The sequence below is a fragment of the Rheinheimera sp. MMS21-TC3 genome, from assembly GCF_032229285.1.
In the GTDB taxonomy this organism is placed as follows: Bacteria; Pseudomonadota; Gammaproteobacteria; order Enterobacterales; family Alteromonadaceae; genus Alishewanella.
The window spans coordinates 2,923,282-2,948,886 of the sequence record NZ_CP135084.1 but is presented as its reverse complement, the minus strand read 5'-3'; the positions used below and the strand labels follow the sequence as shown (position 1 = coordinate 2,948,886).

Genomic DNA, 25,605 nt, shown 5'->3' with positions numbered 1-25,605 from the left:
CTGTTTTGTCTCAGTATTCGTTTAGGATAAATTATTATGGGTAAAGAATTTTCTCGCGTTGATCGTCTATCACAACAGATGAAAAAAGAGATGGCGGTAATTTTACAACGTGAAATTAAAGATCCGCGTTTACATACTATGATCACAGTGTCAGATGTTGAAGTGTCACGAGACTTATCTCACGCTAAAATCTTTGTTACTTTTTTAGGTCTAGAAGATGAAAAAGTGGCCGACAACTTAAAGATACTCAATGACGCTTCAGGTTTTGTGCGTAAGCTTATTGGCAAGCGAATTCAGTCACGGATTGTGCCTAATATTCGTTTTAGCCACGATGCCTCACTGAATGAAGGGATCCGTATGGCAACTCTAGTTGCTAACGCCCGTCGTGACGATGATAAGCGCCGTTTAGACTCAGGCCAAGCGCTAGATGACGCAGATGCAAATGCTGTAGACGACACTATTACTGATATGCAATCTGATAGTGAAGAGTCGAACAACTAATGGCACGTCGTAATGCGCGTTCAGTCAATGGCATCTTGCTATTAGACAAGCCGTTAGATATCAGCAGCAACGGTATTTTGCAGCGAGTGCGCTGGTTGTATCAAGCGAAAAAAGCCGGCCATACCGGAGCTCTAGATCCTATGGCGTCGGGTTTATTGCCGTTATGTTTTGGCGAAGCAACAAAATTTAGCCAGTTCTTATTAGATACCGATAAAACTTATCAGGTCGAGGCAAAATTTGGTATTCGCACCACGACCAGTGATGCCGAAGGTGAAGTGATTAGTACTAAGCCAGTGCAACATAACCAAGCTATTTTAGAGCAGGCTATGCAAGCATTTCGCGGCGATATTTTGCAAGTGCCAACTATGTTCTCAGCGCTAAAATATCAAGGCCAGCCTTTGTATCGCTATGCGCGTCAGGGCATTACGGTGCCAAGAGAAGCGCGGCCAATTAGTATCTACCGTTTTGAATTAGTGAGCTTTACACCTGAAGTTGCCCGCTTTGTTGTTCATTGCAGTAAAGGTACCTATATTAGAACCTTAATTGACGATTTAGGCGAAGCTTTAGGCTGTGGTGCGCATGTATCGGCGTTGCATCGCACTCAAGTGGGCCCGTTTGATATACAGCAAGCCTATACAGTGCCAGCTATTGAGCAGGCAACCTTGCCATGTCATGACAGTAAAGACTTTAGCTCGGTTGATGCTTTATTGTTGCCTGTTGATGCAGGGCTAGTTGGCTTAGCTGAATTAGTGCTATCAGCTGCCGAGCAGAAAAAAGTTCAACATGGTCAAAGTTTTGATACTGAGTTAGAAAGTTGTGCTGCTATTAAATTATATAGTGCAAGCCAGCAGTTTTTAGGTATTGGGCAAATAATTGATGGCGTATTAAGCTCGCGTCGCTTATTGAATACAGCAAGCTGATAAAAACGTATTGTAATAACCGTTGTAACTGTTAAAATGCCGCGGTTAATTATTGTCAGCTGAATGAGTGATCGGCGACAAGCTATTTTAATTCACTCACATTTGGAGTTTACTATGTCATTAAATGCTGCAGAAAAAGCAAAAATTGTTGCTGAATACGCAACTAAAGAAGGCGATACAGGTTCACCAGAAGTACAGGTAGCCTTATTAACTGCAACTATTGCCCATTTACAAGGTCACTTTGCTGAACATAAACACGATCACCACTCACGTCGTGGTTTGTTACGCATGGTAAGCCAGCGTCGTAAATTATTGGATTACTTAAAAGGTAAAAACCAAGAGCGTTACGCAACATTAATTAAGCGCTTAGGCTTACGCCGTTAATAAGCTATTTAATTAATAAAGAGGGGCTTTTAGCCCCTTTTTTATGCCTGAAATAAAATTATCTGCAACATTTAATATAAAGTATAGTTTTAATGGAACTATCTTTTAAGATTGGTTACAGAGTATACTAGTGCTGAAATAAATAAAAAATAAGACATCGCAATTAGGCGATTAAGTAAAGGAAACAAACACGTGACTCCAATCGTAAAATCATTCCCCTTCGGTCAACATACTTTCACCTTAGAAACTGGCGTAATTGCACGTCAAGCAGACGCTGCAGTTCTTGCAAGCCTTGGTGATACTTCAGTATTAGTGACGGTTGTTGGTAAAAAAGAACCTAAGCCAGGTCAGAACTTCTTCCCGCTAACGGTGAATTATCAAGAAAAAATGTATGCCGCTGGCCGTATTCCTGGTGGTTTCTTTAAGCGTGAAGGCCGTCCATCAGAAGGTGAAACCTTAACAGCACGTTTAATTGACCGTCCGTTGCGTCCGTTATTCCCAGAAGGTTTTATTAACGAAGTGCAAATTGTTGCTACTGTCGTTTCAGTACAACCAGAAATTCAGCCAGATATCGTTGCTTTAATTGGTGCTTCTGCAGCATTAGCCATTTCAGGTCTTCCTTTTGCAGGCCCGGTAGGGGCAGCACGTGTTGGTTATATTAATGATCAGTATGTCATTAACCCATCTGAAGATGAATTAAAAGAAAGTAAATTAGATCTAGTTGTTGCCGGTACTGCTGGTGCAGTATTAATGGTTGAATCAGAAGCTAACGTGCTATCTGAAGATGTAATGTTAGGCGCTGTTGTTTATGGTCATGAGCAAATGCAAGTGGCGATTAATAGCATTAAAGAATTAGCCGCAGATGCAGCTAAACCAGCTTGGGATTGGCAAGCACCGGCTAAAAATGAGCCGTTAATTGCTAAAATTGCTGAGCTTGCAAGTGCCGATATCGGTGATGCTTATCGCATTACTGAAAAAGCCAAACGCTATGAGCGTATTGCTGAAATTAAAACTGCATTAATGGAAAAGTTAACAGCAGAGTTAACAGAAGAAGAAAGCTTAGATAGCCAAGAAGTGTCGGACATCTTCCATGCCTTAGAAAGCCAAGTTGTGCGTAGCCGCATCACTAAAGGTGAGCCACGTATCGATGGCCGTGATCCGGAAATGGTTCGTGGTTTAAGTGTAATGACAGGTGTATTGCCGCGTACTCATGGTTCTTCATTATTTACCCGTGGCGAAACACAAGCCTTAGTTACAGCAACTTTAGGTACAGCACGTGATGCGCAAACGGTAGATGATTTATTAAGTGCTAAAACCGATACCTTTATGCTGCATTATAACTTCCCTCCGTACAGCGTAGGTGAAACCGGTATGATTGGTTCGCCTAAGCGTCGTGAAATTGGTCACGGTCGTTTAGCTAAGCGCGGTATGCAAGCAGTAATGCCTGATTTTAATGATTTCCCATACACTATTCGTATAGTGTCAGAAATTACCGAATCAAATGGCTCTAGCTCTATGGCATCAGTTTGTGGTTCGTCATTAGCCTTAATGGATGCCGGTGTACCAATCAAAGCGTCAGTAGCGGGTATCGCTATGGGCTTAGTGAAAGAAGGCGATGATTTTGTTGTCTTGTCTGATATTTTAGGTGATGAAGATCACTTAGGCGATATGGACTTTAAAGTAGCGGGTACCACTGAAGGTATTACTGCCTTACAAATGGACATTAAGATTGACGGTATTACCCAAGAAATTATGCAAATTGCTTTAAAACAAGCTAAAGCTGCACGTTTGCATATTCTTAACGTAATGGACCAAGCTATTAGTGGTCACCGTGAAGAAATGTCAGAATTTGCGCCGCGCATTTACACTATGAAGATTAACCCTGAAAAAATTCGTGAGGTTATCGGTAAAGGTGGTGCTGTTATTCGTCAAATCACTGAAGAGTCAGGCTGTACAATTGAACTTGAAGATGACGGCAGTATAAAAATTGCTGCTACTACCGCTAAAGCTGCGCAAATTGCTATTGATAAAATCAATGCTATAACAGCAGAAATTGAAGTGGGTACTATCTATGAAGGTGAAGTTGTCCGTATTGTTGACTTTGGTGCCTTTGTTAACGTACTGCCAGGTAAAGATGGCTTAGTGCATATCTCACAAATTTCTGAAGAGCGTGTTAATAACGTCTCTGAGCATTTAACTGTTGGCCAGAAGGTTGCGGTTAAAGTGTTAGAAGTAGATAAGCAAGGCCGTGTTCGCTTAAGTATTAAAGAAGCTAATGCTAAACCAGCTGTAGAATCGGCAAATGCTGAAGAAAAAGCTTAATAGCTATATAAGCCAGCTTGCGCCTTTGGCGCTGCTGGCTACCTTGCTAACGGGCTGCGCGAATAGCCATAGTCAAGATGGTGCTAACAACCAAGGCTGGCTAGAACCTGAACCGCTTCTAGTTTCTAGTCGTGCTGAGCTTGCAATAGCTAGGTTAACTGAAATTTTGTACCGTGCTGAATTAACAGAGGTGCAAGTTGCTCAGTTGTATTATGACCGCGGTATTATGTATGACAGCGTTGGATTAAGATCTTTAGCGCGCTTAGATTTTATGCGAGCGCTGCGTTTAAAACCTGACTTTGCCGATATTTATAATTTTATAGGTATTCACCATACGGTTGCGGGTGAGTTTAACCAAGCCTATGAAGCCTTCGACTCTGTATTAGAGCTAGAGCCTGATCATCAGTATGCGTACTTGAATCGGGGGATCGCCTTATATTATGATGGTTTAAATGAACTTGCCATCTCTGACTTTTCAACATTTTTAAAGCTTATGCCCTCTGATGCTTACCGCATGTTGTGGTTATATATAGCAGAATCTGAAGTTTCTACTGAGCAAGCCCTTATTCATTTAAAGCAAAATGCGTTGGCTGTAAATCAAGCTGAATGGTCGGCAAACTTAGTGGCATTTTTCAGCGGAGAAATGACTGAACAAGCTTTACTGAACTCAGTAATTGTTAATTTAGATTCTGAAAAAGAGCTAGCAGAGCGGTTATGTGAAGTCTATTTTTATCTTGCTAAATGGCATCACAGCCAACAACGTGATGCTCAAGCTTTAAATTATTATAAAAAAGTGTTGGCAACCAATGTATTTGAGTTTGTTGAACATCGCTATGCACGTTTAGAAATCTCACGGCTACGTGGCGAGGCAGCCCTCGTTGAACAAGATGTTCATTTATAATTTAGTTGTTAAGTTTATTAAACAAAAAAGCCAGTTTACTGGTTTTTTTGTTTTGGCATTATTACTAGGTTGCCAGCCTGCAGGCATTAAAGAAACTAGTGATGATATATTAATGCAACAAGCGCAGACCGATGCGCGAGCTGCAGCCACCTTAGCTGCTAAGCGTATAGCCTCAAATGAGCTGGCTGCGGCTTTATATTGGCTGCAACAAGCAGCGAAGCTAGGTGATGCTGCAGCCTTAAGCCATGCTTTACAATTACAACAACGTTTAGAGGGTAAATTAGCCACTGCTAATTGGCTAGCTCAAGCTGTGGCAATTAACCAGCTTACATTAGCTGCTGTCAGCCAGCAGCAACAGCATGAGTTAGGCTTTTGGTCAGAAAGTGATACTTTGCCTAAGGTAGCAGCTTATAGCAGCCCTAATGGCTGTGCCGTTACTATTCAGCCTTTAGCTAGTCAATTGGCAGGGGTACAGCGCTGGCAGCTATTACGGCAACAATGGTTAGAGCATGCTGAGTTGGCTCAATTAGCTGTTTGTTTTTCGGCTTTGGCTCATGTGGAAAGTACGGCACTTAGTTGTTCTGAACAGCTTGAGCAACGTATTAGTTGTCAATATCAACCTCTGCAACAAATAGTGAGTCAAGCTGCAGATATTAGCCAAGTGCTAGTAATAGCTGGCCGCGGTAAAGCCAGTTATAACAATGGCATTATCCAATTACCTGATAATGCAACTTTAGATTTATTGCAGCATGAGTTTCTACATTTACTCGGTTTTATTGACGAGTACTCTTTAAATACTGCTAGTGCAGAGCAGGTTTGCCAAAATCAAAAGCTGCATCCTAATATAGTGTTAGCAACTAATATTGAACAGTATTTACAACATTGGCAGCTTAAGCGTAGCGATATTAGTTTAACACCGGTAGATACTTGTAAGGCTGTGGGTAAACAAGCTTTTAGGGTAGTAGTAGATATTAACCCAATGCGTTTTTATGAAGCAAAAATGCCGGCTATATATTGGCAGCTAGCGGCAAAGGTACTGCAACAACCTGAGCATATTATGCCTGTGCAATACTATTTTGCCTTTCTTGCTAGACAGCAGCAGGATTGGCCTTTATGGCAGCAATTTATGCAGCAAGCATCTGCGCAAGGTTATCCAGATGCCCAGCAAGCTTTGTCTTTATAGGTTTGTAGGTTGTTGCTCGAGTAACTGCCATAACTCAAGATCAATTAAATCAGCATCACCCAGATTTAATTGCAATAATCGCCTAAAGTGAGCGGCACTCTCAATATCGATGGCTTCACAATGCAAGCCTAATACAGTGTCACTTTGGTGGGCTAGACTCACTCGCATGGACAGTTCAATAGGGTAGTCTGTCAAAACCAGCCGTAATTGCATTTTATGCAGAAAAGCAGCTGGCCAGTCAGATGGCTTTTTAACTAAAGCGCCTTTGAGCGATAAATTAAGCACTTGGGTAACACAGCTAAAACTCGCCATATCAAGATAGGCAATGCCATGGAAGGTCACTCTACTAAACTGTCGTTTTTTCATTGTGCCACCCAAATTCTTTATTAATAGCATAGCGCCTATTATTTAAGGCGTGGTGAAACTGCCAACTTCTTCACCTGCTGCTTGGCGATCTGCATGATAGCTTGAGCGGACAAAAGGTCCACTGGCAACATGCTTAAAGCCTAGTTGGTATGCAATACGTTTAATATCGTCAAACTCTGCAGGCGGCATATAACGTTTTACAGGTAAGTGGTGTTTACTAGGCTGCAAATATTGACCAATAGTTAGCATGTCAACATCATGTGCCCGTAAGTCTTTTAATACTTCTATTAGCTCTTCTGTAGTCTCACCTAAACCAACCATTAAACCAGATTTTGTGGCGATATTTGGGTGAGCCGCTTTAAAGCGCTGTAATAAGGTTAAAGACCACTTATAGTCTGCACCAGGACGAGCTAATTTATATAAGCGGGGTGCTGTTTCTAAATTGTGGTTAAACACATCTGGTGGAGTCTGCACTAAAATATCTAGTGCTGCATCCATACGACCACGGAAGTCGGGGACTAAAACTTCAATTTTAATGTCTGGATTGTATTTACGAATAGCCGCTATACAGTCAGCAAAGTGCTTAGCTCCACCGTCACGTAAATCATCGCGATCGACCGAAGTAATAACTACATATTTAAGTGCCATATCACGAATAGTTAAAGCTAACTTTTCTGGTTCTTCTGCACTTGGCGGTAATGGACGACCATGAGCAACATCACAAAATGGACAACGGCGGGTACAAATGGCGCCTAAAATCATAAAAGTGGCAGTGCCGTGGTTAAAGCATTCGGTTAAATTAGGGCAGGATGCTTCTTCGCAAACAGAATGTAATCCATGTTTGCGTATAGCCCCTTTTATTTGATCGATACGCTCTGAGCTTTTTGGCAGCTTGATTTTTAACCATGCTGGTTTGCGCAGCATTTCTTCTGGCTCAGTAGGCAATACCTTAATTGGGATTAAGGCCATTTTTTCGGCGTCACGTAATTTAACGCCTGGTTCCATGCGTGCTGTTTTAGTCATTTTGCCAATTCAACCCTGTTGTGTGGTGCAGCTTAGTTACCTGCAGTTGTTGCTCAAAACACTGCACTATTCGTTGTTTAGCTTCTGCAACGGTTTGGGGGCCGTTTAAATCTTTACATTGCACCATTTGCAAACCAGCATAACCACAAGGGTTAATGCGAGCAAAGGGTGATAAATCCATATTAACGTTCAGTGCTAAACCGTGAAAGGTGCAACCTTTACGGACTCTAAGGCCTAATGAAGCTATTTTAGCTTCATTAACGTAAACACCCGGTGCATCTGCTTTTGCATAAGCATTTATATTATAGCTTTGCAGTAATTCTACTAATACTTGTTCTATTAGTGTGACCAGTTGCCTTACACCAAGATTACGTCGCTTTAAATCTAATAATACGTAGACGACCAATTGACCAGGGCCATGATAAGTGACTTGACCGCCTCTATCGACTTTAACTACCGGTATATCTCCGGGAAAGAGTAAATGCTCAGCTTTTCCAGCTTGGCCTTGGGTAAAAACTGGTTGATGCTCTAATAACCAGAGTTGATCGAGTACAGAGGCATCGCGTTGATTAGTAAATTCCTGCATGGCATGCCATACATCAGTATAGCATTTTACGCCTAGATCTCTGATAACTAACTCATTGCTGACGCTGTTGCTATGCACAAGCCTTACCTGTTAAATGAAAACTGGCAACATTATACAGCCTTATGGCTTGAATACGAACTGCAGTAAGCATTAAGCTGTCTATAAAACGTAACGAACTAGCTCAATTTTGCCAAGTTCGGTATACAGTAACTCAATGTGGTCTTTACTGGTAACAGTAACATTAACTGCAACGGAGTGATAATTGCCTTTCGCGCTTGGTTTTACCGTAGGGCTATAATCGCAAGCATGTGTATGTTGTCTAATCACTGCCATAACTTGATCAACTAAACGTTCGTCTGCTAAGCCTAGTACTTTAAAGCTAAAATTACAGGGAAAATCTAGGTATTGATCAAATTTTGTATCTTTAACTATTTTGCTCATTTTATCTTCTCTACGCTTAAATGTAAGCTAAACCTTGCCGCTTTAAAGATTAATTATAACAAAGAACCCGGCATTAGCCGGGATCTTTAAATTTATGACAAACTACTCGTTAGCAGCTATGCCGATTAATTAAACTTCATTTTGATATAATCAATCATCCGACTAAAAAAGCCGCCTTTAGCAACATCTTCTAATGCCACTAATGGATAAGTTGCTACGTCTTCATTATTAAGTTTTAAATAAATAGTACCAACTTGTTGGCCTTTAGTAATGGGGGCCAACAGTTCCTGATTCAAGGCAAGATCAGCTTTTAGGTTTTTACGTTGGCCACGAGGTAATGTAAGTTGCACCGGATTTAAAATGCCTAGTTGGATATGCTCTTTATCTCCTTGCCATATACGTTGCTCAGAAAATACTTCGCCAGCCGGGTAAGCTGTAATTGTTTCAAAAAAACGAAAACCATAGGTTAAAAGCTTTTTATTTTCAGTCTGACGACTACGCTCATTCGCTGTGCCCATAACAACGGATACTAAGCGCATACCATCACGGGTAGCTGATGTTATTAAGCTATAACCCGCTTCATTAGTATGGCCGGTTTTAATACCATCAACTTCTAGACTACGATCCCATAATAAAGAGTTACGGTTGTATTGTTTAATATTATTATAGGTAAATTCTTTTTCAGCATAAATTGCATATTCTTCAGGCACATCACGTATTAAGGCTGCTGCCAAAATAGCCATATCACGGGGCGTAGTATAGTGCTCGGCTGTTGGTAAACCATGACTATTACCAAAGCGGCTGTTATGCATACCTAAGCGCTGAGCATGGGCATTCATTAAGTCAACAAAAGCTTCTTCACTGCCGGCGATATGTTCGGCCATAGCAACACAAGCATCATTACCTGATTGAATAATAATGCCTCGGTTTAAATCGGCGACAGAAACCTGAGTACCGACCTCAATAAACATTAATGATGAACCCGGGAAGTTTTTGGCCCAAGCTTTTTCACTAATAGTCACCATGTCATCAACAGAGATATTGCCTTTTTTAAGTTCAACACCAATAACATAACTGGTCATCATTTTAGTTAAACTAGCTGGTGCTAAAGAGGCATCTGCATTAGATTCTGACAGCACTTTTTGGGTATCAAAATCAATCAAAATATGACCTTTTGCAGCCACTTCTGGTGCTTGAGGGGTGATTGATTGCGCTAAAACGGGCAAGCTCACGCTGATAGTTGCCATGGAAATGGCTGCGGCAGTAAAAAGATGATGATAACTATTCATAAGACCTGTTCTTTTAATAATAAGTGAATGTAGTTCGCATAGTTAGCTACACAAATGACTATCTGAAAAATAGGCGCTTGGGTATTCATTGCGACGCAAATATTGCAGCCATTGCTGAGCTTGTTGCTTGTCCGTTGTTGGACCAACTAATAAGCGATAAATTCCTGCTGCAGAACGAATTTCGCTGGGCAGTTGTTGTTGCTTAAGCTGTTGCTGTAATGTTGTAAGCTTTTTATTGTCACCACTGGCAAAGACTTGAATAAAGCATTGTTCAGCTGGATAGGCTGCAGCAAGCATGGCTGGCGATTGTAATAATTCTAGCTGAACTCTTGCTGTACCCTGCTTTAGCATATCAAGCTTATGCGCAGCAGAGTAGGATAAGTCTATTATTCTGTTTCGATGGAAAGGACCGCGATCATTAACTCGAACAATAGCAGACTTCATATTATCTAAATTGGTTACTCTAACATAAGAAGGTAGTGGTAAAGTCTTATGGGCTGCTGTCATTGCAAACATATTATAGGTTTCACCATTAGAGGTTAAATGGCCATGAAACTTATTGCCATACCAGGATGCTATACCTACCTCTTCGTGTTCTAAGGCATTAATTAAAGGCGTGTAATGTTGGCCAAATAATTGATAGGGTTTGTTGCCACCACGGCTAAGACGCTCAGTTTTTGGGCTAGGGTCGGTCATTTCTAAATAGGTAGGTAAGCGCTGCGGTATACTATCCGTATCCTGCTGATAACGACCAGCATTAGGGCTAGTCTGATCGGAGGGGGTTGGTTGGCTACTACAAGCTGTTATTAGCCCTAAAATTAGTAAGCAAATAAATCTGTTCATTTTTACATTCATTATAAGGTTGCCAACATTCGCCTATGGGTTCCGACTGACATAATAATGCCAAAAGCAGCTAACAGTGTCACCATTGAAGTACCACCATAACTGACTAAAGGGAGGGGAACGCCTACTACAGGCAGTAAACCGGATACCATACCTATATTAACAAAGACATAAACAAAAAACGTTAAAGTAAAGCTGCCGGCTACTAATTTGCCATAGCTATCTTGAGCGCGACTGGCAATAATCATGCAGCGAGCAATAATAAATAAATAAATACATAATAAAAGTAGCACACCAATTAAACCAAACTCTTCACTGAGCACTGAAAAAATAAAGTCAGTATGGCGTTCAGGTAAAAACTCTAGTTGTGATTGGGTGCCATGTAGCCAACCTTTACCTTCTAAGCCCCCAGAACCAATGGCTATTTTAGATTGAATAATATGGTAGCCAGATCCAAGAGGATCACTTTCTGGATTGAGAAAAGTTAATACCCGTTGCCGTTGATAGTCACGCATTAAAAAAAGCCACAATACTGGCGCAAAGGCGGCTATAGCAAAGGAGACTAAGGCAATTAAGCGCCAACTCATGCCGGCAAGAAATAATACAAATACACCTGCAGTCGCGATTAAAATCGAGGTACCTAAGTCAGGTTGTTTGGCAATTAGTAAAGTAGGAATCAAGCACATTAAAAAGCCACCAGCAAGATGGCGTAACTTGGCAGGTAAACTGTGCGATGCTATAAACCACGCTACTGCCATAGGCACAGCTAGTTTCATTAATTCAGAGGGCTGAAACTTCATAAAGCCTAAATCTAACCAACGCTGTGCGCCTTTCCCAACGTGACCAAATAGTAAAACTGCGACTAATAAGCAAAGGCCAAATAGAAATACCGGAAATGACCAGCGCATTAAAGTTTGCGGTTTTATTTGCGCAAAGATAATCATTGTTATTAAAGCGACGGTTAGACGGATAACCTGCGCTTTTATCATGCTAAATTCCTGACCAGAAGCGCTATAAAGTACAACTAGGCCATACCCCATCAATACACATAAACCGAATAACAGCGGTAGGTCGATATGAAACCGTGAGGCTAAGGTAGGTTTAGCTGCATGCCTAAAATGCTCAGTCATTTTTATTTACCTCGGCCGAGAAATAATAATCGAGAATTTGCCGTGCCATAGGTGCCGCCATGCTCCCGCCGCCGCCAGCATTTTCTAATGCCACTACAATAACGATACTGGGGTTATCGTAAGGGGCGTAGCCAACGTACATGGCATTATCACGTAGCCGTTCATCTATTGCTTCGGCGTCATACTTTTCATCTTGGCCAATGTTCACTACTTGGGCGGTCCCTGTTTTACCTGCCGCTTGGTAGTCTGCGCCAATAAAGGCGCGATGAGCGGTGCCGCCAATATCACTCACGGTTTTATGCATAGTGTCCATTACTGTATCCCAGTTAGCGCTATTGATAACGTCTATGCTGGGAATTAATGGCGGCGAGTTAGCTATAGAGGTTTCATCAGTTGTAAAAGCCGTAACAAGATGTGGCGTAGCCAATTGGCCTTTGTTTAATAAAACGGATGTTGCCAGAGTTAATTGCAACGGGGTGCTGGTCCAATAGCTTTGGCCAATACTCAGAGGGACAGTGTCACCCGGGTACCAAGGCTGATTATAACGAGCGCGTTTCCAGCCTCTTGATGGCATATTAGCGCTACTTTCTTCTAGTATATCGATACCTGTTTTTTCCCCGAAGCCCATTTTGTGCATATATTCTGAGATCCGATCTATGCCCAGTTTTACGCCTAGATCATAAAAGTAGGTATCACAACTTTTCATCATGGCGGTGTATAAATCTACCCAGCCATGGCCCCAGCGTAAGTGATCGCGAAACCTATGGTCACTATTGGGTAAGGTATAAAAACCCGGATCCCAGATTTTAGTACTTTTAGTTATGGTATTACTTTCTAGGCCGAGTAAGGCTAAATGCGGTTTAACTGTTGATGCAGGCGGATAAACCCCCTGAGTCACTCGGTTTATTAACGGGCGATCACGTGAGTTTAGTAATTGATTATAATTTTTGCTGCTAATACCACGTACAAATAAGTTGGGGTCATAACTTGGGTTGCTATAGAAGGCTAGTACAGCGCCATCGCGAGGGTCTAAGGCGACTATAGCACCACGATAATCTTTTAAAACTTGCTGTGCCGTTAATTGTAAGCCGACATCTAAACCTAGTTGGATATTTTGTCCTGATACCGCAGGCACAGAGCGGAGCACCCGTATGGTGCGGCCTCGGTTATTCACTTCAACTTCTTGGTAGCCCATAGTGCCGTGCAGCTGTTGCTGATAAAAGCGCTCTAGGCCTATTTTACCTATGTCTCGTGTTGCAGCGTAGTTAGATAACTCATTGGCATCATCTAGCTGCTGTAGTTCTCTTGGATTAATTTTTCCTATATAACCAATTGCATGGGTAAATAAATCAGCAAAAGGATAGTGCCGGCTTAATCGGGCCTCTACAGAAACACCGCTAAAACGATGTTGATTAGCAGCCAGAATAGCCACTTCATCATCATTAAGTAACTCTTTTAACGCTATGCTATTAAAACGGCGCTGTTGTTTTACTTGCTGTAAAAAGTTTTGTTGTTGTTCAGCACTAATTTCAATTAACGTCGCTAGCTCTGTTAAAGTCTGCGGCATATCTTTAATTTGCTCTGGCACTAATTCTAAAGAGAATACTGGCCTATTTTCGGCTAATAAAATACCAGTACGATCATAAATAAGGCCGCGGTTCGGGGCCATAGGAACAACTTTAATTCTGTTGCCTTCAGAGCGGGTTTGGTAATCTTGATAGGAAACAATTTGTAGTTGGTATTGGTTATAAACAACCAGTGTAAACATTAAGCATACAAAGACCATAGCAACAATTGCCCGCACGTTAAATAAGCGGGCTTCAGCGGCAAGATCTTTAATAGCAACGCGCTTTTTTAACATCTTTACTCGCGATGATAAGGGTGGTTAGTACTAATGCTCCATGCTCGATACAAGCTTTCAGCTAACACAACTCTAACCAGAGGGTGAGGTAAGGTTAATGCTGATAATGACCACTTCTCTTCACTAGCAGCAATGCATTTAGGCGCTAAACCTTCAGGGCCACCGACTAACAAACAAATATCTCTACCATCATGCTGCCATTCCACTAACTTAGTTGCCAGTTGTGGGCTGCTCCAATTATGGCCTGTTACTTCAAGCGTTACTATTTTGCAGCCTTTACCTACGGCTGCCAGCATTTTATCGCCTTCTTGCTCAAGAATACGTTTAATATCGGCATTTTTACCCCGCTTACCTGCTGGAATCTCAATTAACTCTAGCGGTAAATCTCGGCTAAAACGGCGGGCATATTCATCGTAACCTTGTTGCACCCAAGTGGGCATTTTACTGCCTACAGCGATAATAATTAACTTCATGGGTTATTAAACATCCCAAAGCTTTTCTAATTGATAATGGTCGCGCATTTCTTCAACTAATACATGTAATACAACAGAGCCCATATCTAATAGCACCCAATCACCAGAGGCTTGGCCTTCTAAGCCTAAGGCTGGCACACCCTTTTTTTTCATTTCATTAGCGACGTGAGTAGCAATAGACTTGGTATGACGAGTAGAAGTTCCCGAACACAGCACCATATAATCGGTAACGGGTGATTTGCCTCTAACATCTACCGTAATAATATCGCGTCCTTTCATATCGTCGGCTTTATCGAGAATAAAACTTAATAGCTCGCTGGTTTCCACCCTAATTCCTCATTTTATATTTAAGCAGGCATTTTAACATAAAAAGCCTAAGTGGATCTGTAATAGGATAGTAATCCTAATTAGTTTACTTGTTGATACAAGTTGTGTTGTTGAATATAAGCTAGTACATCAGGCGTAATCCACTGCTGAACAGTTTGTTTTTGTTGCAGTGCCAAACGCAATTCTGTCGCAGAAATAGGCACCATTGCATTGCGGCTTAGCCAAATTTGGCCATAACGTTGCTGTTGTAATTGTGCTAATGAATCACAGGCATAGTGGCTGATAAGCTGAGGGGCATCGCCTTGCTCTACACTATAGCCAGGGCGGCGACAGACAATTAAATTAGCTTGTTGCAGTATAGTTTGCCATTGATGCCAGCTACAAAACCGACTGAGTGAGTCCATACCAATAATTAAATTAATCCTAGCATTAGGAAATTGCTGGCGTAAAAGCCTAACGGTTTCTGCAGTGTAAGATAAAGAGCTGCGATTTAATTCTATACTTTGCACGCCAAGCTCAGGGTAGGGGGCTACAGCTAGCTTTACCATATTTAAACGATGCTCAGCACTTACCCCAGGGCTTTGCCGGTGTGGCGGCACGTGACAAGGCATAAGGTCAACACGGCTTAATTGACACTCTTTAGCAACAGCACGAGCGATGCTAATGTGGCCAAGATGCACGGGATCAAAAGTTCCACCAAGTAAATTAATTTGTTTAGTCATTTTGCGCCTGTTGCAAACTAAAGTTTTTTGCCACTGGTGTAATAAATAATAAGACTAAATGGCTCAAGGCAAGTTCGGTATTTATAAGTTGGCCACTTTTATATAAACGATCAAAGGCAGCTAACTCCAACAATAAAAAGTCTAACCATTTAGTCGATAATCGAGATAATGCCTGTTGATATTGTGGCTGGCGTTTTGGCCAAATAGCTAATTGCTTAAAGGTTTGAGCCAGCGGTTGTTGACTTTGTTGCAGTTGTTGTAACTGACTTACTTCTTTATGTAATTGCCAAGCAATGATAATGGGCTCTACATCTTGTTGATACAAGCGTTGTAAACGATGTAAGGCTTCATCGGCTTGGCCAGCAAGCATAGCATCGATTAATTGAAACACAGTAAAATGTGAGTGATCAGCTAAAAACTGCTCTAAGGTGTTGGCATCGATGGTTTGTTTGATGTCGCTTAGGGCGAGCTTTTCAAGCTCTTGCCTTGCTGCTAGCAAGTTGCTGGCACAGTGGTGTTGTAATAAGGCGATAGCATCAGGTGTGAGCTGTAGCTGTAACTGACGAGCACGCTGATTCAGCCATTGTAAGCTTTGCCTATCATCTAATTGATAAATGCCTACTTGAACGGCTTGTGTTTGCAGCTGCTTAAACCAGACTAGCTTACTAACATCGTTAAGACTCCGCTCGCCATGAATTAATAACACCACATCTGGATTTAATAAACCAGGAAGCTGCTTTAGGCTATCATTTGCTACTGGGCTTAGTTTTTGCTGGACTAATTCCAGTTCAATTAAACGCCGCTCGGCAAAGAGTGACATAGCTTGTAATTCAGCTTCTAATTGCAGCCAATCAAATTGAGTATCGGCCTGTAAACTGATGCGTTCAGAGTAACCTTGGTTTTTAGCTGCTAAACGAACTGCGTCTATGGCCTCTAACTTTTGTAATGGCTCTTCACCAAAGATTAAATAGCAGCCGGCTAATGGCTGTTGTAAATGTGCTGCTAGTTGATTGACATACAGCTTTTGCATTAATGCAGCCGAGACAATTGACGAAGAATGCGGTTTGCCGCTTGTTCACGCAGCTCGCCTAACATCAGCTCTAACTCATTAGCTTTTGCCAAGGCTTGATTAGGGTCATCTTGATAATCACGAAATAACTCAAACTGGTAAAACTGAGTTTCAGTGTCAGACATGGTTAGGGCATAACTCACTTTATAAATTAGTTCATACTCGGCTACTTGACCGTTAGGAAATAACGATAAGGTGCGGCGCTCTAGCGAGTCGTTTACTAGCTGTAGCATAGGCGCATTTTGCTGAGCAGTATCCAGTAATTGCACTTTGTTATGCTGCAGCTTAGCGATGACTAATTGTGCCAGTTGTGAGTGGCGATCACTTTGAATGTGCATAGCTGGAAAATGGCTTAGCGGCAAATTGCCGCGCAAATGAAAACCGCAACTTGTTAGCAGTAAACTGCTAACAAGTATTAGTAAGCCTATACCGCGTGCCATCTTAGCCCACCACCAAGTTAAGCAGCTTGCCTGGCACATAGATAACTTTACGAATAGTCATACCGTCTAAATGACGACTCACGTTATCTTCTGCTTTGGCGCGATCTAGCACTGTATCTTGATCTGCACTTGCCGAGACAGTGACTTTACCACGTACTTTGCCATTAACTTGTACTACAACTAGTTTTTCGTCTTCAACTAAGGCACTAGGATCAGCAACTGGCCATTGGCTATGTTCTATAAGTTGAGTTTGACCAAGTTTTTTCCATAAATATTGCGCCACATGCGGGATCATTGGGTTAAGCATTTGCAAGGTTGCCAATAAGGCTTCTTGCATAACAGCCCGGTCTTGTTCTGTCGCTAAACTGGCTTTATGTAGCTTGTTCGATAACTCCATTACAGCAGCAATAGCGGTATTGAAAGTATAGCGACGGCCAATGTCGTCAGAGACTTTAGCAATGGTTTTATGTAGCTCACGGCGTAACACTTTTTGCTCTTGAGTCAGTGCAGCTAGATCAAGCTGGCCAACAGAGCCTGCTGTAATAAAGTTAGCAACTAAAGCATAGATACGTTTAATAAAACGGTGTGAGCCTTCTACTGCTGAGTCAGACCATTCTAGTGTTTGCTCTGGTGGTGCGGTAAACATCATAAATAAACGCACAGTATCAGCACCGTATTGGTCGATTACTTTTTGTGGATCAATACCGTTATTTTTCGATTTTGACATCTTGCTCATGCCAGCAGAAATAACCGGCTTGCCATCACGAGTATGTATTGCCGAAGTAATACGGCCTTTCTCATCACGTTCTATCGTAATATCTTGCGGTGAGAACCACTCTTTACCGCCATTTTCAGTTTCACGGTAGAAGGTTTCTGCTAGCACCATACCTTGACATAACAACTGCTTAAATGGCTCATCTGAGTTAACTAAGCCGACATCACGCAATAGTTTGTGGAAAAAACGGGCATACAATAAATGCATAATTGCATGCTCAATACCGCCGATATATTGATCAACCGGTAGCCAGTAATTGGCTTTGGTTGGATCAAGCATCACATCATCGCTATTTGGGCTACAGTAGCGGGCGTAGTACCAGCTAGATTCCATAAAGGTGTCGAAGGTATCTGTTTCATGGAAGGCTTCCATACCCTTATAGCTGGTTTTAGCCCATTCAGGGTCAGACTTAATAGGCGAAGTCACGCCATCCATTACAACATTTTCAGGTAAAATAACCGGTAGTTGGTCTTCAGGCACAGGCACTTGAGTACCATCAGCTAAATTTAGCATTGGAATAGGTGCGCCCCAATAACGCTGGCGCGACACACCCCAATCACGTAAGCGATAGTTAACTTTTATTTCGCCACGATTATCGGCTTTTAGCTTAGCGGCAATAGCACTAAAGGCTTGCTCGAAATCTAAACCATTAAATTCAGCAGAGTTAATTAAAATACCATGCTCGGTATAAGCTTCACTGCTAATATCTGTTGCGCTGTTATCTGCGGTGGTAATAACTTGCTTAATAGGTAAGCCATACTTACTTGCAAACTCATAGTCACGTTGGTCATGGGCGGGCACTGACATAACTGCGCCAGAGCCGTAGTCCATCAATACAAAATTAGCAACCCAAACAGGCACTTGTTCACCGGTTAAAGGATGAATAGCAAAGATACCGGTTGCGCAGCCTTTTTTATCTAAAGTAGCCAATTCTGCTTCGGCTAACTTGCCACCTTTACAGTCGGCAATAAAAGCAGCTAATTTAGGATTGTTTTCTGCAGCGGATAAAGCAAGCGGATGCTGGGCGGCAACGGCAACATAAGTTACACCATAGAGCGTATCTGGACGGGTGGTATAAACAGATAACTGCTGATCACTGTTGGCAATATCAAAATGGATTTCAACGCCTTCAGAGCGACCAATCCAGTTTTTTTGCATGGTTTTTACTTGCTCAGGCCAGCCGTCTAGCTGATCTAAGTCAGCTAAAAGTTCCTCAGCATAAGCGGTAATTTTAATAAACCATTGTGCTAATTCCCGTTGCTCTACTAAAGCGCCTGAACGCCAACCTCGGCCATCTATTACTTGTTCGTTTGCTAAAACGCATTGATCAACTGGATCCCAGTTTACTGTGGCCATTTTTTTATAAACTAAGCCTTTTTCGTATAGCTTAGTAAAGAACCATTGTTCCCATTTGTAATATTCTGGCTGACAAGTGGCAAACTCACGATCCCAATCATAACCAAAACCTAAGCGTTTTAGCTGATTGCGCATATAGTCTATATTTTCGTAAGTCCATTTAGCTGGCGCGGTTTTATTGTTAATTGCTGCGTTTTCTGCAGGTAAACCAAAGGCATCCCAACCCATAGGCTGCATAACATTTTTACCTTGCATGCGCTGGAAGCGGCTAACAACATCACCAATAGTGTAGTTACGGACATGGCCCATATGCAGGCGTCCGCTTGGGTAAGGAAACATAGACAAGCAGTAAAATTTTTCTTTAGTTTGGTCTTCTACCACTTTAAAAGCTTGGGTTTGCTCCCACTCTTGCTGCAGCTCAGTCTCAATCTGCTGTGGGTTGTATTGTTCTTGCATTAAGGTCATCCAGAAAATGGGGTTAATACAGCTGCTGGCATTGCAGCAAAAAGTGGCTATAGCATACCGCAGCAACGTATTGACAACAAGAACGGCATTGGCCTTGCTGGAGAATATCTAGGTGGCAAGGTTTTACTGTTTTAATGGTAGTGCAGCTGAATGTAATTATTTAGTAAAATATATTTTACTTAGTGTAAATGCAGCTGTTTAGTATTCAGTTATACTATAACCTATAGCAGATGCGTAGTTCTTAATAGGAGTTAAGTATGCAGAGCCTTAAACAGAAATATCAGCAATGGTTAACTGACTTTACCAATACGCTACAACAGGCAGAGCAACGTCAGCTGGACAATATGATTAACCTAGTTGAGCAATTAAAAGCCTATATTAAAGCAGGGCAAGACTTAAGTGTTTATGAAACGGACTTATTTATTGAAACCTTAAAGCGGCAGTGGCAAGAGCATGCAGATGCTGAAGATGCACCGGATACAGTGCCCTCTTTTTGGCCAGAGGCCTTGTGGCAAGCACTAAGCGCTATTACGGATAAAAGCCAAGTAGAGTGGCAAGAATTAGCTCAAGATTTTAAACATAAAGGCATTTATCATCAAGGTGAAGTTGTTGGTATGGCTAGGTATCGTTGTACTAATTGCTTGCAGCATATTGATTATACTCATCCCTCTGAATTGGTAGCTTGTACCCAATGTGGTGGAATACAGTTTCATCGTGAAGGTTTACCTGTTTAGTAAGTGGCGAGCAGCGCGGTAATTTGCTAGAATTCGCGCCAATTTTACCGGCCTAAGTAGTCAGTATGCTCAATTATTTAAAACAACATTGGTTTTCTAACCTACGAGGCGATGTGCTTGCCGCTTTAGTGGTGTCATTAGCTTTGATCCCAGAAGCGATTGCTTTTTCGATTATTGCTGGCGTTGACCCTAAAGTGGGTTTATATGCTTCTTTTTGTATTGCTGTTATAACAGCATTTGCTGGCGGTCGGCCTGCTATGATTTCTGCAGCTACTGGCGCTATGGCGTTAGTAATGGTGACCTTAGTTCGTGAGCATGGTTTGCAATACTTGCTAGCGGCGACCTTGCTAACAGGTGTGCTGCAAGTAGTGTTTGGTATTTTTAAACTTGGCGATCTAATGCGCTTTGTTTCCCGTTCAGTGGTGACAGGTTTTGTTAATGCGTTAGCTATTTTAATTTTTATGGCGCAAATGCCAGAATTAGTTGGCCAGCATGGCAGCACTATGGTGTATGGCATGACAGCTTTAGGTCTATTCATTATTTATTTATTTCCTTATATAACCAAAAAAATTCCATCACCTTTAGTCTGCATTATCGTTTTAACCTCTATTGCTTTGTATTTTGGCATCGATATCCGCACTGTAGCGGATATGGGCGAGTTACCTGACACTCTGCCAATATTCTTATGGCCAGATGTTCCTCTTAATTTAGATACTTTAATGATTATCTTGCCTTACGCTTTAGCTTTAGCCGTGGTAGGTATTTTAGAATCGTTAATGACGGCGACTATTATTGACGACTTAACTGACACTAGCAGTAACAAAAACCGTGAATGTGTTGGCCAAGGTGTAGCCAATATAGGCTCTGGTTTAATAGGAGGTATGGCTGGTTGTGCCATGATAGGCCAATCGGTTATCAACGTGAAGTCAGGTGGCCGTACTCGGCTATCAACACTATTAGCCGGTATATTTTTGTTAATTATGGTGGTTTTTCTGGATGCTTGGGTCGGCATGATCCCTATGGCTGCCCTAGTCGCTATTATGATTATGGTATCTATAGGTACTTTTAGCTGGTCATCCATAAAAGATATTAAAACTAATCCCAAAAGCTCTAGCGTTGTGATGTTAGCCACCGTTGTTGTGACAGTATTTACTCATAATCTAGCCTATGGCGTTTTTGTCGGCGTTTTACTGAGTGCGCTATTTTTTGCCAGTAAAGTTGGCCAAATTATGTTTATCAGTTCTAACTTGTCAGCAGACAAGCAACAGCGTAGTTACCAAGTTGTTGGCCAAGTGTTCTTTACTTCTGCCGAACAGTTTGTTGCTGGCTTTGATTTTAAAGAGGCGCTAGAAAAAGTCACTATAGATCTAAGCCAAGCTCACTTTTGGGATATTACTGCTATTAGTTCTTTAGATAAAGTGGTGACTAAATTTCGTCGCGAAGGCACAGAAGTTGAGTTGTTAGGCTTGAATGAAGCCAGTGCCACTTTAGTGGATAAGTTCTCAGCGCTTAATCAAGATGAGATGGCTAAAATAATTAATCATTAATGGGTTGGCAGGAGCAAGTTATGAAAAAAAGAATTATGGCATGTATCGATGCTTCACCTTATGCAGAAGCAATATGTGAATATGCGGTTTGGGCTGCCAATAAATTACAAGCCCCTATGTCGGTTATTCATGTATTAGATAAAGCCCTACATACACAGACTCCAGATTTAAGTGGCAGCATTGGCTTAGGTTCGCAAGAGTTGTTATTACAACAGCTGGCCGAATTAGATGAAAAGCATGGCAAATTAGCTATGGAGCGGGGCCGGCATATCTTAGATGCAGCGGCTGAACGGGCTGAGCAGGCTGGTGTGGCTGATGTTGATCAACGCTTGCGTCATGGTCAGCTAGTGGAAACTTTAGTGGCTATGCAAGATGAGACGCGGTTAGTTGTAATGGGTAAACGTGGCTTTAGCAGTGCTGAAGAACATGGCCATATTGGTTTACATGTTGAGCGCGTTATCCGCAGTATTAGTTCCCCAATTTTACTTACTCAGCAGCGTTATGTAGAGCCAAAACGTATTATGCTGGCTTTTGATGGTAGTGCTACTGCTGAAAAATGTTTAACAATTTTAGCCAATGGCTCTTTTGCTAAAGGCTTACCTGTGCATATAGTGATGGCTGGTGATAAAAATGAAGAAAACAAGCATTGCTTAGCCGCGGCTATATTGCAGTTAGAGCAGGCCGGCTTTACAACCCAAAGTGCCATAGTTGAAGGTGATCCTGAAACGGTGCTAAATGAATATCAGCAACGACATAATATTGACATGATGGTGATGGGGGCTTATGGCCACTCTAGGATTAGGCAATTTATCGTTGGCAGCACAACTACCGGCATGATTTGTAATGCTAAGTGCTCTTTACTTATTCTACGTTAATATTTCGAGTGTTCTTTGCTGGTATTTTACAGTTTTTACTAAAGCGCTAAGGTGCAGATTTTATCATGAACATACAAAAATATTTACTGATACTAGTTGGATTATTCTGTTGCTATACCCCTGAGGCTTATGCCAGCGTAGGCAGTTTAAATTTAACCGCTAGTTTAACCGGCATAACGGCCTTAGTAATATTTGTTGTTGCTTAAGCTTTAGTCATGGTAGAAGAAAAAATCCATCTGCGTAAATCTAAGCCTGTGCTAGTAGCTGCAGGTTTAATTTGGGCAATGATTGGTTGGCAATATGTTCAAGTAGGCTTTTCTGAACAATCTACCGCCGCTTTTCGCCATACTTTGCTAGAATTTGCTGAGCTAATGCTGTTCTTGCTGGTTGCTATGACCTATATCAATGCCTTAGAAGAGCGCCGCTTATTTGATGTGTTACGTAGTTGGATGGTACGTAAAGGCTTTAGTTATCGCCAATTATTTTGGTTGACGGGTGGCTTAGCCTTTTTTATATCACCTATCGCAGATAACTTAACGACAGCCTTGTTAATGTGTGCAGTGGTAATGAAAGTTGCCGAAGGTGATAAGCGCTTTATTAACTTGTGTTGTATTAATATTGTTATTGCTGCCAACGCGGGTGGTGCTTTTAGTCCTTTTGGTGACATAACCACTTTGATGGTTTGGCAAGCCGGAGTATTAAATTTTGCTGAATTTTTAGTGTTATTTGTGCCAGCTGCAGTTAACTATTTAATTCCTGCCCTTGTTATGAGTTACTTTATTGAAAACCGTAAACCAACTGGTGCTGAAGATAATATTGAATTAAAACGTGGTGCCTTAAGAATAGTGACTTTGTTTTTATTTACTATTGCTACTGCTGTTGCCTACCATACTGTTTTAGATTTACCACCAGTGCTGGGTATGATGACAGGTTTAGGTTATTTGCAATTTTTTGGTTATTTTTTACGGGTAAGTTTACCTGGCTCTTTAGCCCGAAAAAGAGCCATGGCCGAGCGTGTTGGCGATGAGCAGCGTTTGCGTTCTTTAGGCCAAGTTGTGCCTTTTGATGTCTTTAACCGTGTGGCACGCGCTGAGTGGGATACTTTACTGTTTTTCTATGGTGTAGTTATGTGTGTCGGCGGCTTAGGCTTCATGGGCTATTTAAGCATGATGTCAGATCTACTTTATACCCAATGGGATGCGACTTCTGCTAACGTAGCTTTAGGCATGATTTCAGCGGTTGTGGATAATATTCCAGTAATGTTTGCGGTGTTAACTATGCATCCTGAGATGGCTCACGGTCAGTGGTTACTTATTACCCTAACAGCAGGTGTGGGGGCAGCTTGTTGTCTATTGGTTCGGCTGCGGGCGTGGCACTAATGGGACAGGCTCGGGGTTATTATACTTTTATGGGCCACTTAAAATGGGCACCGGTTATCTTTTTAGGTTATGTTGCCAGCATTTATACCCACCTTTGGTTAAATAGTGCATATTTTTAACTAATTTACTTATCTAGTCCGGGTATTCTCGGCCAGATGTTTTATAATAGGCTGCCGAATTTGTTGGCCGTCTTTTTTTAAACTGAGGGTAACTTTGTGAAACAGTCTTGGCTGTATCTGCTGCTGTGTAGCTTATTTTCTCCAGCAGCGTTCGCTGCAACGGGAACATTAAATCTAACCACCTCCTTTATTGGTATTTCATCTTTAGTCTTGTTTTTTTTAGCCTATATGTTGGTAATGGCTGAAGAAAAAATTCACTTACGAAAATCTAAGCCGGTACTAGTCGCAGCAGGTATTACCTGGGTATTAATTGCCTGGAAATATATGCAAGCAGGTTTGCCTGGTGTTGCTGCAGAAGCTTTTCGCCATACTTTATTAGAGTTCTCTGAGTTAATGCTATTTTTATTAGTAGCGATGACTTACATCAATGCCCTTGAAGAGCGCCGCTTATTTGATGCTTTGCGAGCTTGGATGATCCGCCGAGGTTTTAGTTATCGCAGTTTATTTTGGATCAGTGGTGTGCTGGCTTTTGTAATTTCATCTTTTGCTAATAACATGACAACAGCCATGTTAATGTGTGCAGTAGTAATGAAAGTGGCCGAAGGTGATAAGCGCTTTATCAACCTAACCTGTGTCAATATTGTTATTGCAGCTAATGCTGGTGGCGCTTTTATTCCTTTTGGTGATATTACCACTTTAATGGTATGGCAAGCTGGTATCGTTACCTTTACAGAGTTTTTAAGCTTATTTGTGCCGTCGGTAGTTAACTACTTGGTGCCAGCCATCATTATGAGTTTCTTTGTTGAAAATCGTTTCCCAGCTGCACAAAAAGAAGACGTGGAATTAAAGCGGGGAGCTTTGCGTATTCTTACCTTGTTTTTATTCACTATTGCCTCGGCAGTAATTTGTCATTCTTGGTTAGATTTGCCACCAGTACTGGGCATGATGACAGGTTTAGGTTATTTACAATTTTTTGGTTATTTTTTGCGGGTCAGCTTACCTGGCTCTTTAGCCCGTAAAAAAGCTATGGCGGAGCGGGTTGGTGATGAAGAGCGGTTGCGCTCTTTAGGTCAAGTTGTGCCCTTTGATGTGTTTAGCCGTGTAGCACGTGCCGAGTGGGATACCTTATTATTTTTCTATGGTGTAGTAATGTGTGTTGGAGGCTTGGGCTATATTGGCTATTTAGAGCTGTTATCCACCACTCTTTATGGCAGTGGTAATGCCACTTTAGCCAACGTGGTTTTGGGCTTAATGTCATCAGTAGTAGATAATATTCCAGTAATGTTTGCGGTGTTAACTATGGAACCGGTAATGTCGCATGGTCAGTGGCTACTAATTACTTTAACCGCAGGTGTAGGCGGTAGCTTGTTATCGATTGGATCAGCTGCTGGCGTGGCACTTATGGGGCAAGCGCGTGGTTACTATACCTTTATGGGCCATTTAAAATGGACACCGGTTATTTTATTAGGTTATGCAGCTAGTGTGGCAACGCATTTGTGGTTAAATGCTGATTTGTTTCATATTGTTAGCGGGACTAAATAATTAATACCCAAATTATCAAAATAGTATTACTA

24 protein-coding genes and 1 pseudogene are annotated in these 25,605 nt (G+C 41.7%); 11 read left to right on the top strand and 14 right to left on the bottom strand.

Translation table 11 applies throughout. The features are described from left to right. Nucleotides 1-36: 36 nt before the first annotated feature. From rbfA to RDV63_RS14315, 6 genes are all read left to right on the top strand, one after another. Nucleotides 37-501: a 30S ribosome-binding factor RbfA gene (rbfA, locus tag RDV63_RS14340; RefSeq protein ID WP_313910180.1), complete on the top strand. Its 465-nt coding sequence runs from the start codon at nucleotides 37-39 to the stop codon at nucleotides 499-501. After that, nucleotides 501-1,421 carry a tRNA pseudouridine(55) synthase TruB gene (truB, locus tag RDV63_RS14335; protein ID WP_313910179.1) on the top strand — a complete coding sequence of 307 codons (921 nt, stop codon included), beginning with the start codon at nucleotides 501-503 and terminating at the stop codon, nucleotides 1,419-1,421. Before rbfA ends, truB begins: the two co-directional genes overlap by 1 nt. Nucleotides 1,422-1,535: 114 nt before the next feature. Beyond that, nucleotides 1,536-1,805 (top strand): 30S ribosomal protein S15, encoded by a 270-nt coding sequence (gene rpsO / locus RDV63_RS14330; RefSeq protein ID WP_313910178.1) that lies wholly within the window; start codon nucleotides 1,536-1,538, stop codon nucleotides 1,803-1,805. Nucleotides 1,806-1,997: 192 nt separating this feature from the next. Beyond that, complete coding sequence (gene pnp / locus RDV63_RS14325; protein WP_313910177.1) at nucleotides 1,998-4,127, top strand: polyribonucleotide nucleotidyltransferase; 2,130 nt, start codon at nucleotides 1,998-2,000, stop codon at nucleotides 4,125-4,127. Next, a complete protein-coding gene (gene nlpI / locus RDV63_RS14320) occupies nucleotides 4,108-5,028 on the top strand; it encodes a lipoprotein NlpI (protein ID WP_313910176.1) in 921 nt (306 codons plus the stop codon). Before pnp ends, nlpI begins: the two co-directional genes overlap by 20 nt. Beyond that, the gene (locus RDV63_RS14315) at nucleotides 5,015-6,211 is read left to right on the top strand and encodes a hypothetical protein (RefSeq protein ID WP_313910175.1); all 1,197 of its coding nucleotides are present in this window, start codon (nucleotides 5,015-5,017) and stop codon (nucleotides 6,209-6,211) included. The genes nlpI and RDV63_RS14315 overlap by 14 nt, the downstream gene beginning before the upstream one ends. On the opposite strand, the gene RDV63_RS14310 is transcribed toward RDV63_RS14315, so the two are convergent. From RDV63_RS14310 to leuS, 14 genes are all read right to left on the bottom strand, one after another. Continuing rightward, nucleotides 6,206-6,577 (bottom strand): PilZ domain-containing protein, encoded by a 372-nt coding sequence (locus tag RDV63_RS14310; RefSeq protein ID WP_313910174.1) that lies wholly within the window; start codon nucleotides 6,575-6,577, stop codon nucleotides 6,206-6,208. The two genes, RDV63_RS14315 and RDV63_RS14310, sit on opposite strands and share 6 nt — an antisense overlap. A 42-nt stretch (nucleotides 6,578-6,619) precedes the next feature. Then, the gene (lipA, locus tag RDV63_RS14305) at nucleotides 6,620-7,600 is read right to left on the bottom strand and encodes a lipoyl synthase (RefSeq protein ID WP_313910173.1); all 981 of its coding nucleotides are present in this window, start codon (nucleotides 7,598-7,600) and stop codon (nucleotides 6,620-6,622) included. After that, entirely contained in the window at nucleotides 7,593-8,186 is a 594-nt protein-coding gene (lipB, locus tag RDV63_RS14300) for a lipoyl(octanoyl) transferase LipB (protein WP_409934867.1), read from the bottom strand. Before lipB ends, lipA begins: the two co-directional genes overlap by 8 nt. A gap of 159 nt (nucleotides 8,187-8,345) precedes the next feature. Beyond that, entirely contained in the window at nucleotides 8,346-8,627 is a 282-nt protein-coding gene (gene ybeD, locus RDV63_RS14295; protein ID WP_313910171.1) for a DUF493 family protein YbeD, read from the bottom strand. A 125-nt stretch (nucleotides 8,628-8,752) separates the two neighbouring features. Further along, complete coding sequence (locus RDV63_RS14290) at nucleotides 8,753-9,916, bottom strand: serine hydrolase (protein ID WP_313910170.1); 1,164 nt, start codon at nucleotides 9,914-9,916, stop codon at nucleotides 8,753-8,755. A gap of 42 nt (nucleotides 9,917-9,958) precedes the next feature. Continuing rightward, on the bottom strand, nucleotides 9,959-10,759 hold the full coding sequence (locus RDV63_RS14285) for a septal ring lytic transglycosylase RlpA family protein (RefSeq protein WP_313910169.1): 801 nt from the start codon (nucleotides 10,757-10,759) through the stop codon (nucleotides 9,959-9,961). A gap of 11 nt (nucleotides 10,760-10,770) precedes the next feature. Next, nucleotides 10,771-11,889 carry a rod shape-determining protein RodA gene (gene rodA, locus RDV63_RS14280; RefSeq protein ID WP_313910168.1) on the bottom strand — a complete coding sequence of 373 codons (1,119 nt, stop codon included), beginning with the start codon at nucleotides 11,887-11,889 and terminating at the stop codon, nucleotides 10,771-10,773. Next, a complete protein-coding gene (gene mrdA / locus RDV63_RS14275; protein ID WP_313910167.1) occupies nucleotides 11,882-13,750 on the bottom strand; it encodes a penicillin-binding protein 2 in 1,869 nt (622 codons plus the stop codon). The genes rodA and mrdA overlap by 8 nt, the downstream gene beginning before the upstream one ends. Nucleotides 13,751-13,752: 2 nt before the next feature. After that, complete coding sequence (gene rlmH, locus RDV63_RS14270) at nucleotides 13,753-14,223, bottom strand: 23S rRNA (pseudouridine(1915)-N(3))-methyltransferase RlmH (protein WP_313910166.1); 471 nt, start codon at nucleotides 14,221-14,223, stop codon at nucleotides 13,753-13,755. Between the two features lie 6 nt (nucleotides 14,224-14,229). Beyond that, nucleotides 14,230-14,550, bottom strand: coding sequence for a ribosome silencing factor (gene rsfS / locus RDV63_RS14265; RefSeq protein ID WP_313910165.1), 321 nt, complete (start codon nucleotides 14,548-14,550; stop codon nucleotides 14,230-14,232). A gap of 80 nt (nucleotides 14,551-14,630) precedes the next feature. Beyond that, nucleotides 14,631-15,272 carry a nicotinate-nucleotide adenylyltransferase gene (gene nadD / locus RDV63_RS14260; RefSeq protein ID WP_313910164.1) on the bottom strand — a complete coding sequence of 214 codons (642 nt, stop codon included), beginning with the start codon at nucleotides 15,270-15,272 and terminating at the stop codon, nucleotides 14,631-14,633. Next, nucleotides 15,265-16,302 (bottom strand): DNA polymerase III subunit delta, encoded by a 1,038-nt coding sequence (holA, locus tag RDV63_RS14255; protein WP_313910163.1) that lies wholly within the window; start codon nucleotides 16,300-16,302, stop codon nucleotides 15,265-15,267. The genes nadD and holA overlap by 8 nt, the downstream gene beginning before the upstream one ends. Beyond that, complete coding sequence (gene lptE, locus RDV63_RS14250) at nucleotides 16,302-16,781, bottom strand: LPS assembly lipoprotein LptE (protein WP_313910162.1); 480 nt, start codon at nucleotides 16,779-16,781, stop codon at nucleotides 16,302-16,304. The genes holA and lptE overlap by 1 nt, the downstream gene beginning before the upstream one ends. Before the next feature lies 1 nt (nucleotide 16,782). Then, nucleotides 16,783-19,368, bottom strand: coding sequence for a leucine--tRNA ligase (gene leuS / locus RDV63_RS14245; RefSeq protein WP_313910161.1), 2,586 nt, complete (start codon nucleotides 19,366-19,368; stop codon nucleotides 16,783-16,785). 266 nt (nucleotides 19,369-19,634) lie between these two features. Here leuS and RDV63_RS14240 point away from each other — a divergent pair, with 266 nt between their 5' ends. The 5 genes and pseudogenes from RDV63_RS14240 (at nucleotide 19,635) to nhaD (RDV63_RS14215) (ending at nucleotide 25,573) form a co-directional block, all read left to right on the top strand. Then, the gene (locus RDV63_RS14240; protein ID WP_313910160.1) at nucleotides 19,635-20,111 is read left to right on the top strand and encodes a zinc ribbon-containing protein; all 477 of its coding nucleotides are present in this window, start codon (nucleotides 19,635-19,637) and stop codon (nucleotides 20,109-20,111) included. A 65-nt stretch (nucleotides 20,112-20,176) separates the two neighbouring features. After that, entirely contained in the window at nucleotides 20,177-21,658 is a 1,482-nt protein-coding gene (locus tag RDV63_RS14235; protein ID WP_313910159.1) for a SulP family inorganic anion transporter, read from the top strand. A 20-nt stretch (nucleotides 21,659-21,678) separates the two neighbouring features. Beyond that, nucleotides 21,679-22,533 carry a universal stress protein gene (locus RDV63_RS14230; protein WP_313910158.1) on the top strand — a complete coding sequence of 285 codons (855 nt, stop codon included), beginning with the start codon at nucleotides 21,679-21,681 and terminating at the stop codon, nucleotides 22,531-22,533. A gap of 65 nt (nucleotides 22,534-22,598) precedes the next feature. Beyond that, nucleotides 22,599-24,031 (top strand): annotated as a pseudogene (nhaD, locus tag RDV63_RS14220) (sodium:proton antiporter NhaD). Between the two features lie 96 nt (nucleotides 24,032-24,127). Then, on the top strand, nucleotides 24,128-25,573 hold the full coding sequence (gene nhaD, locus RDV63_RS14215; RefSeq protein ID WP_313910155.1) for a sodium:proton antiporter NhaD: 1,446 nt from the start codon (nucleotides 24,128-24,130) through the stop codon (nucleotides 25,571-25,573). Nucleotides 25,574-25,605 lie beyond the last annotated feature (32 nt).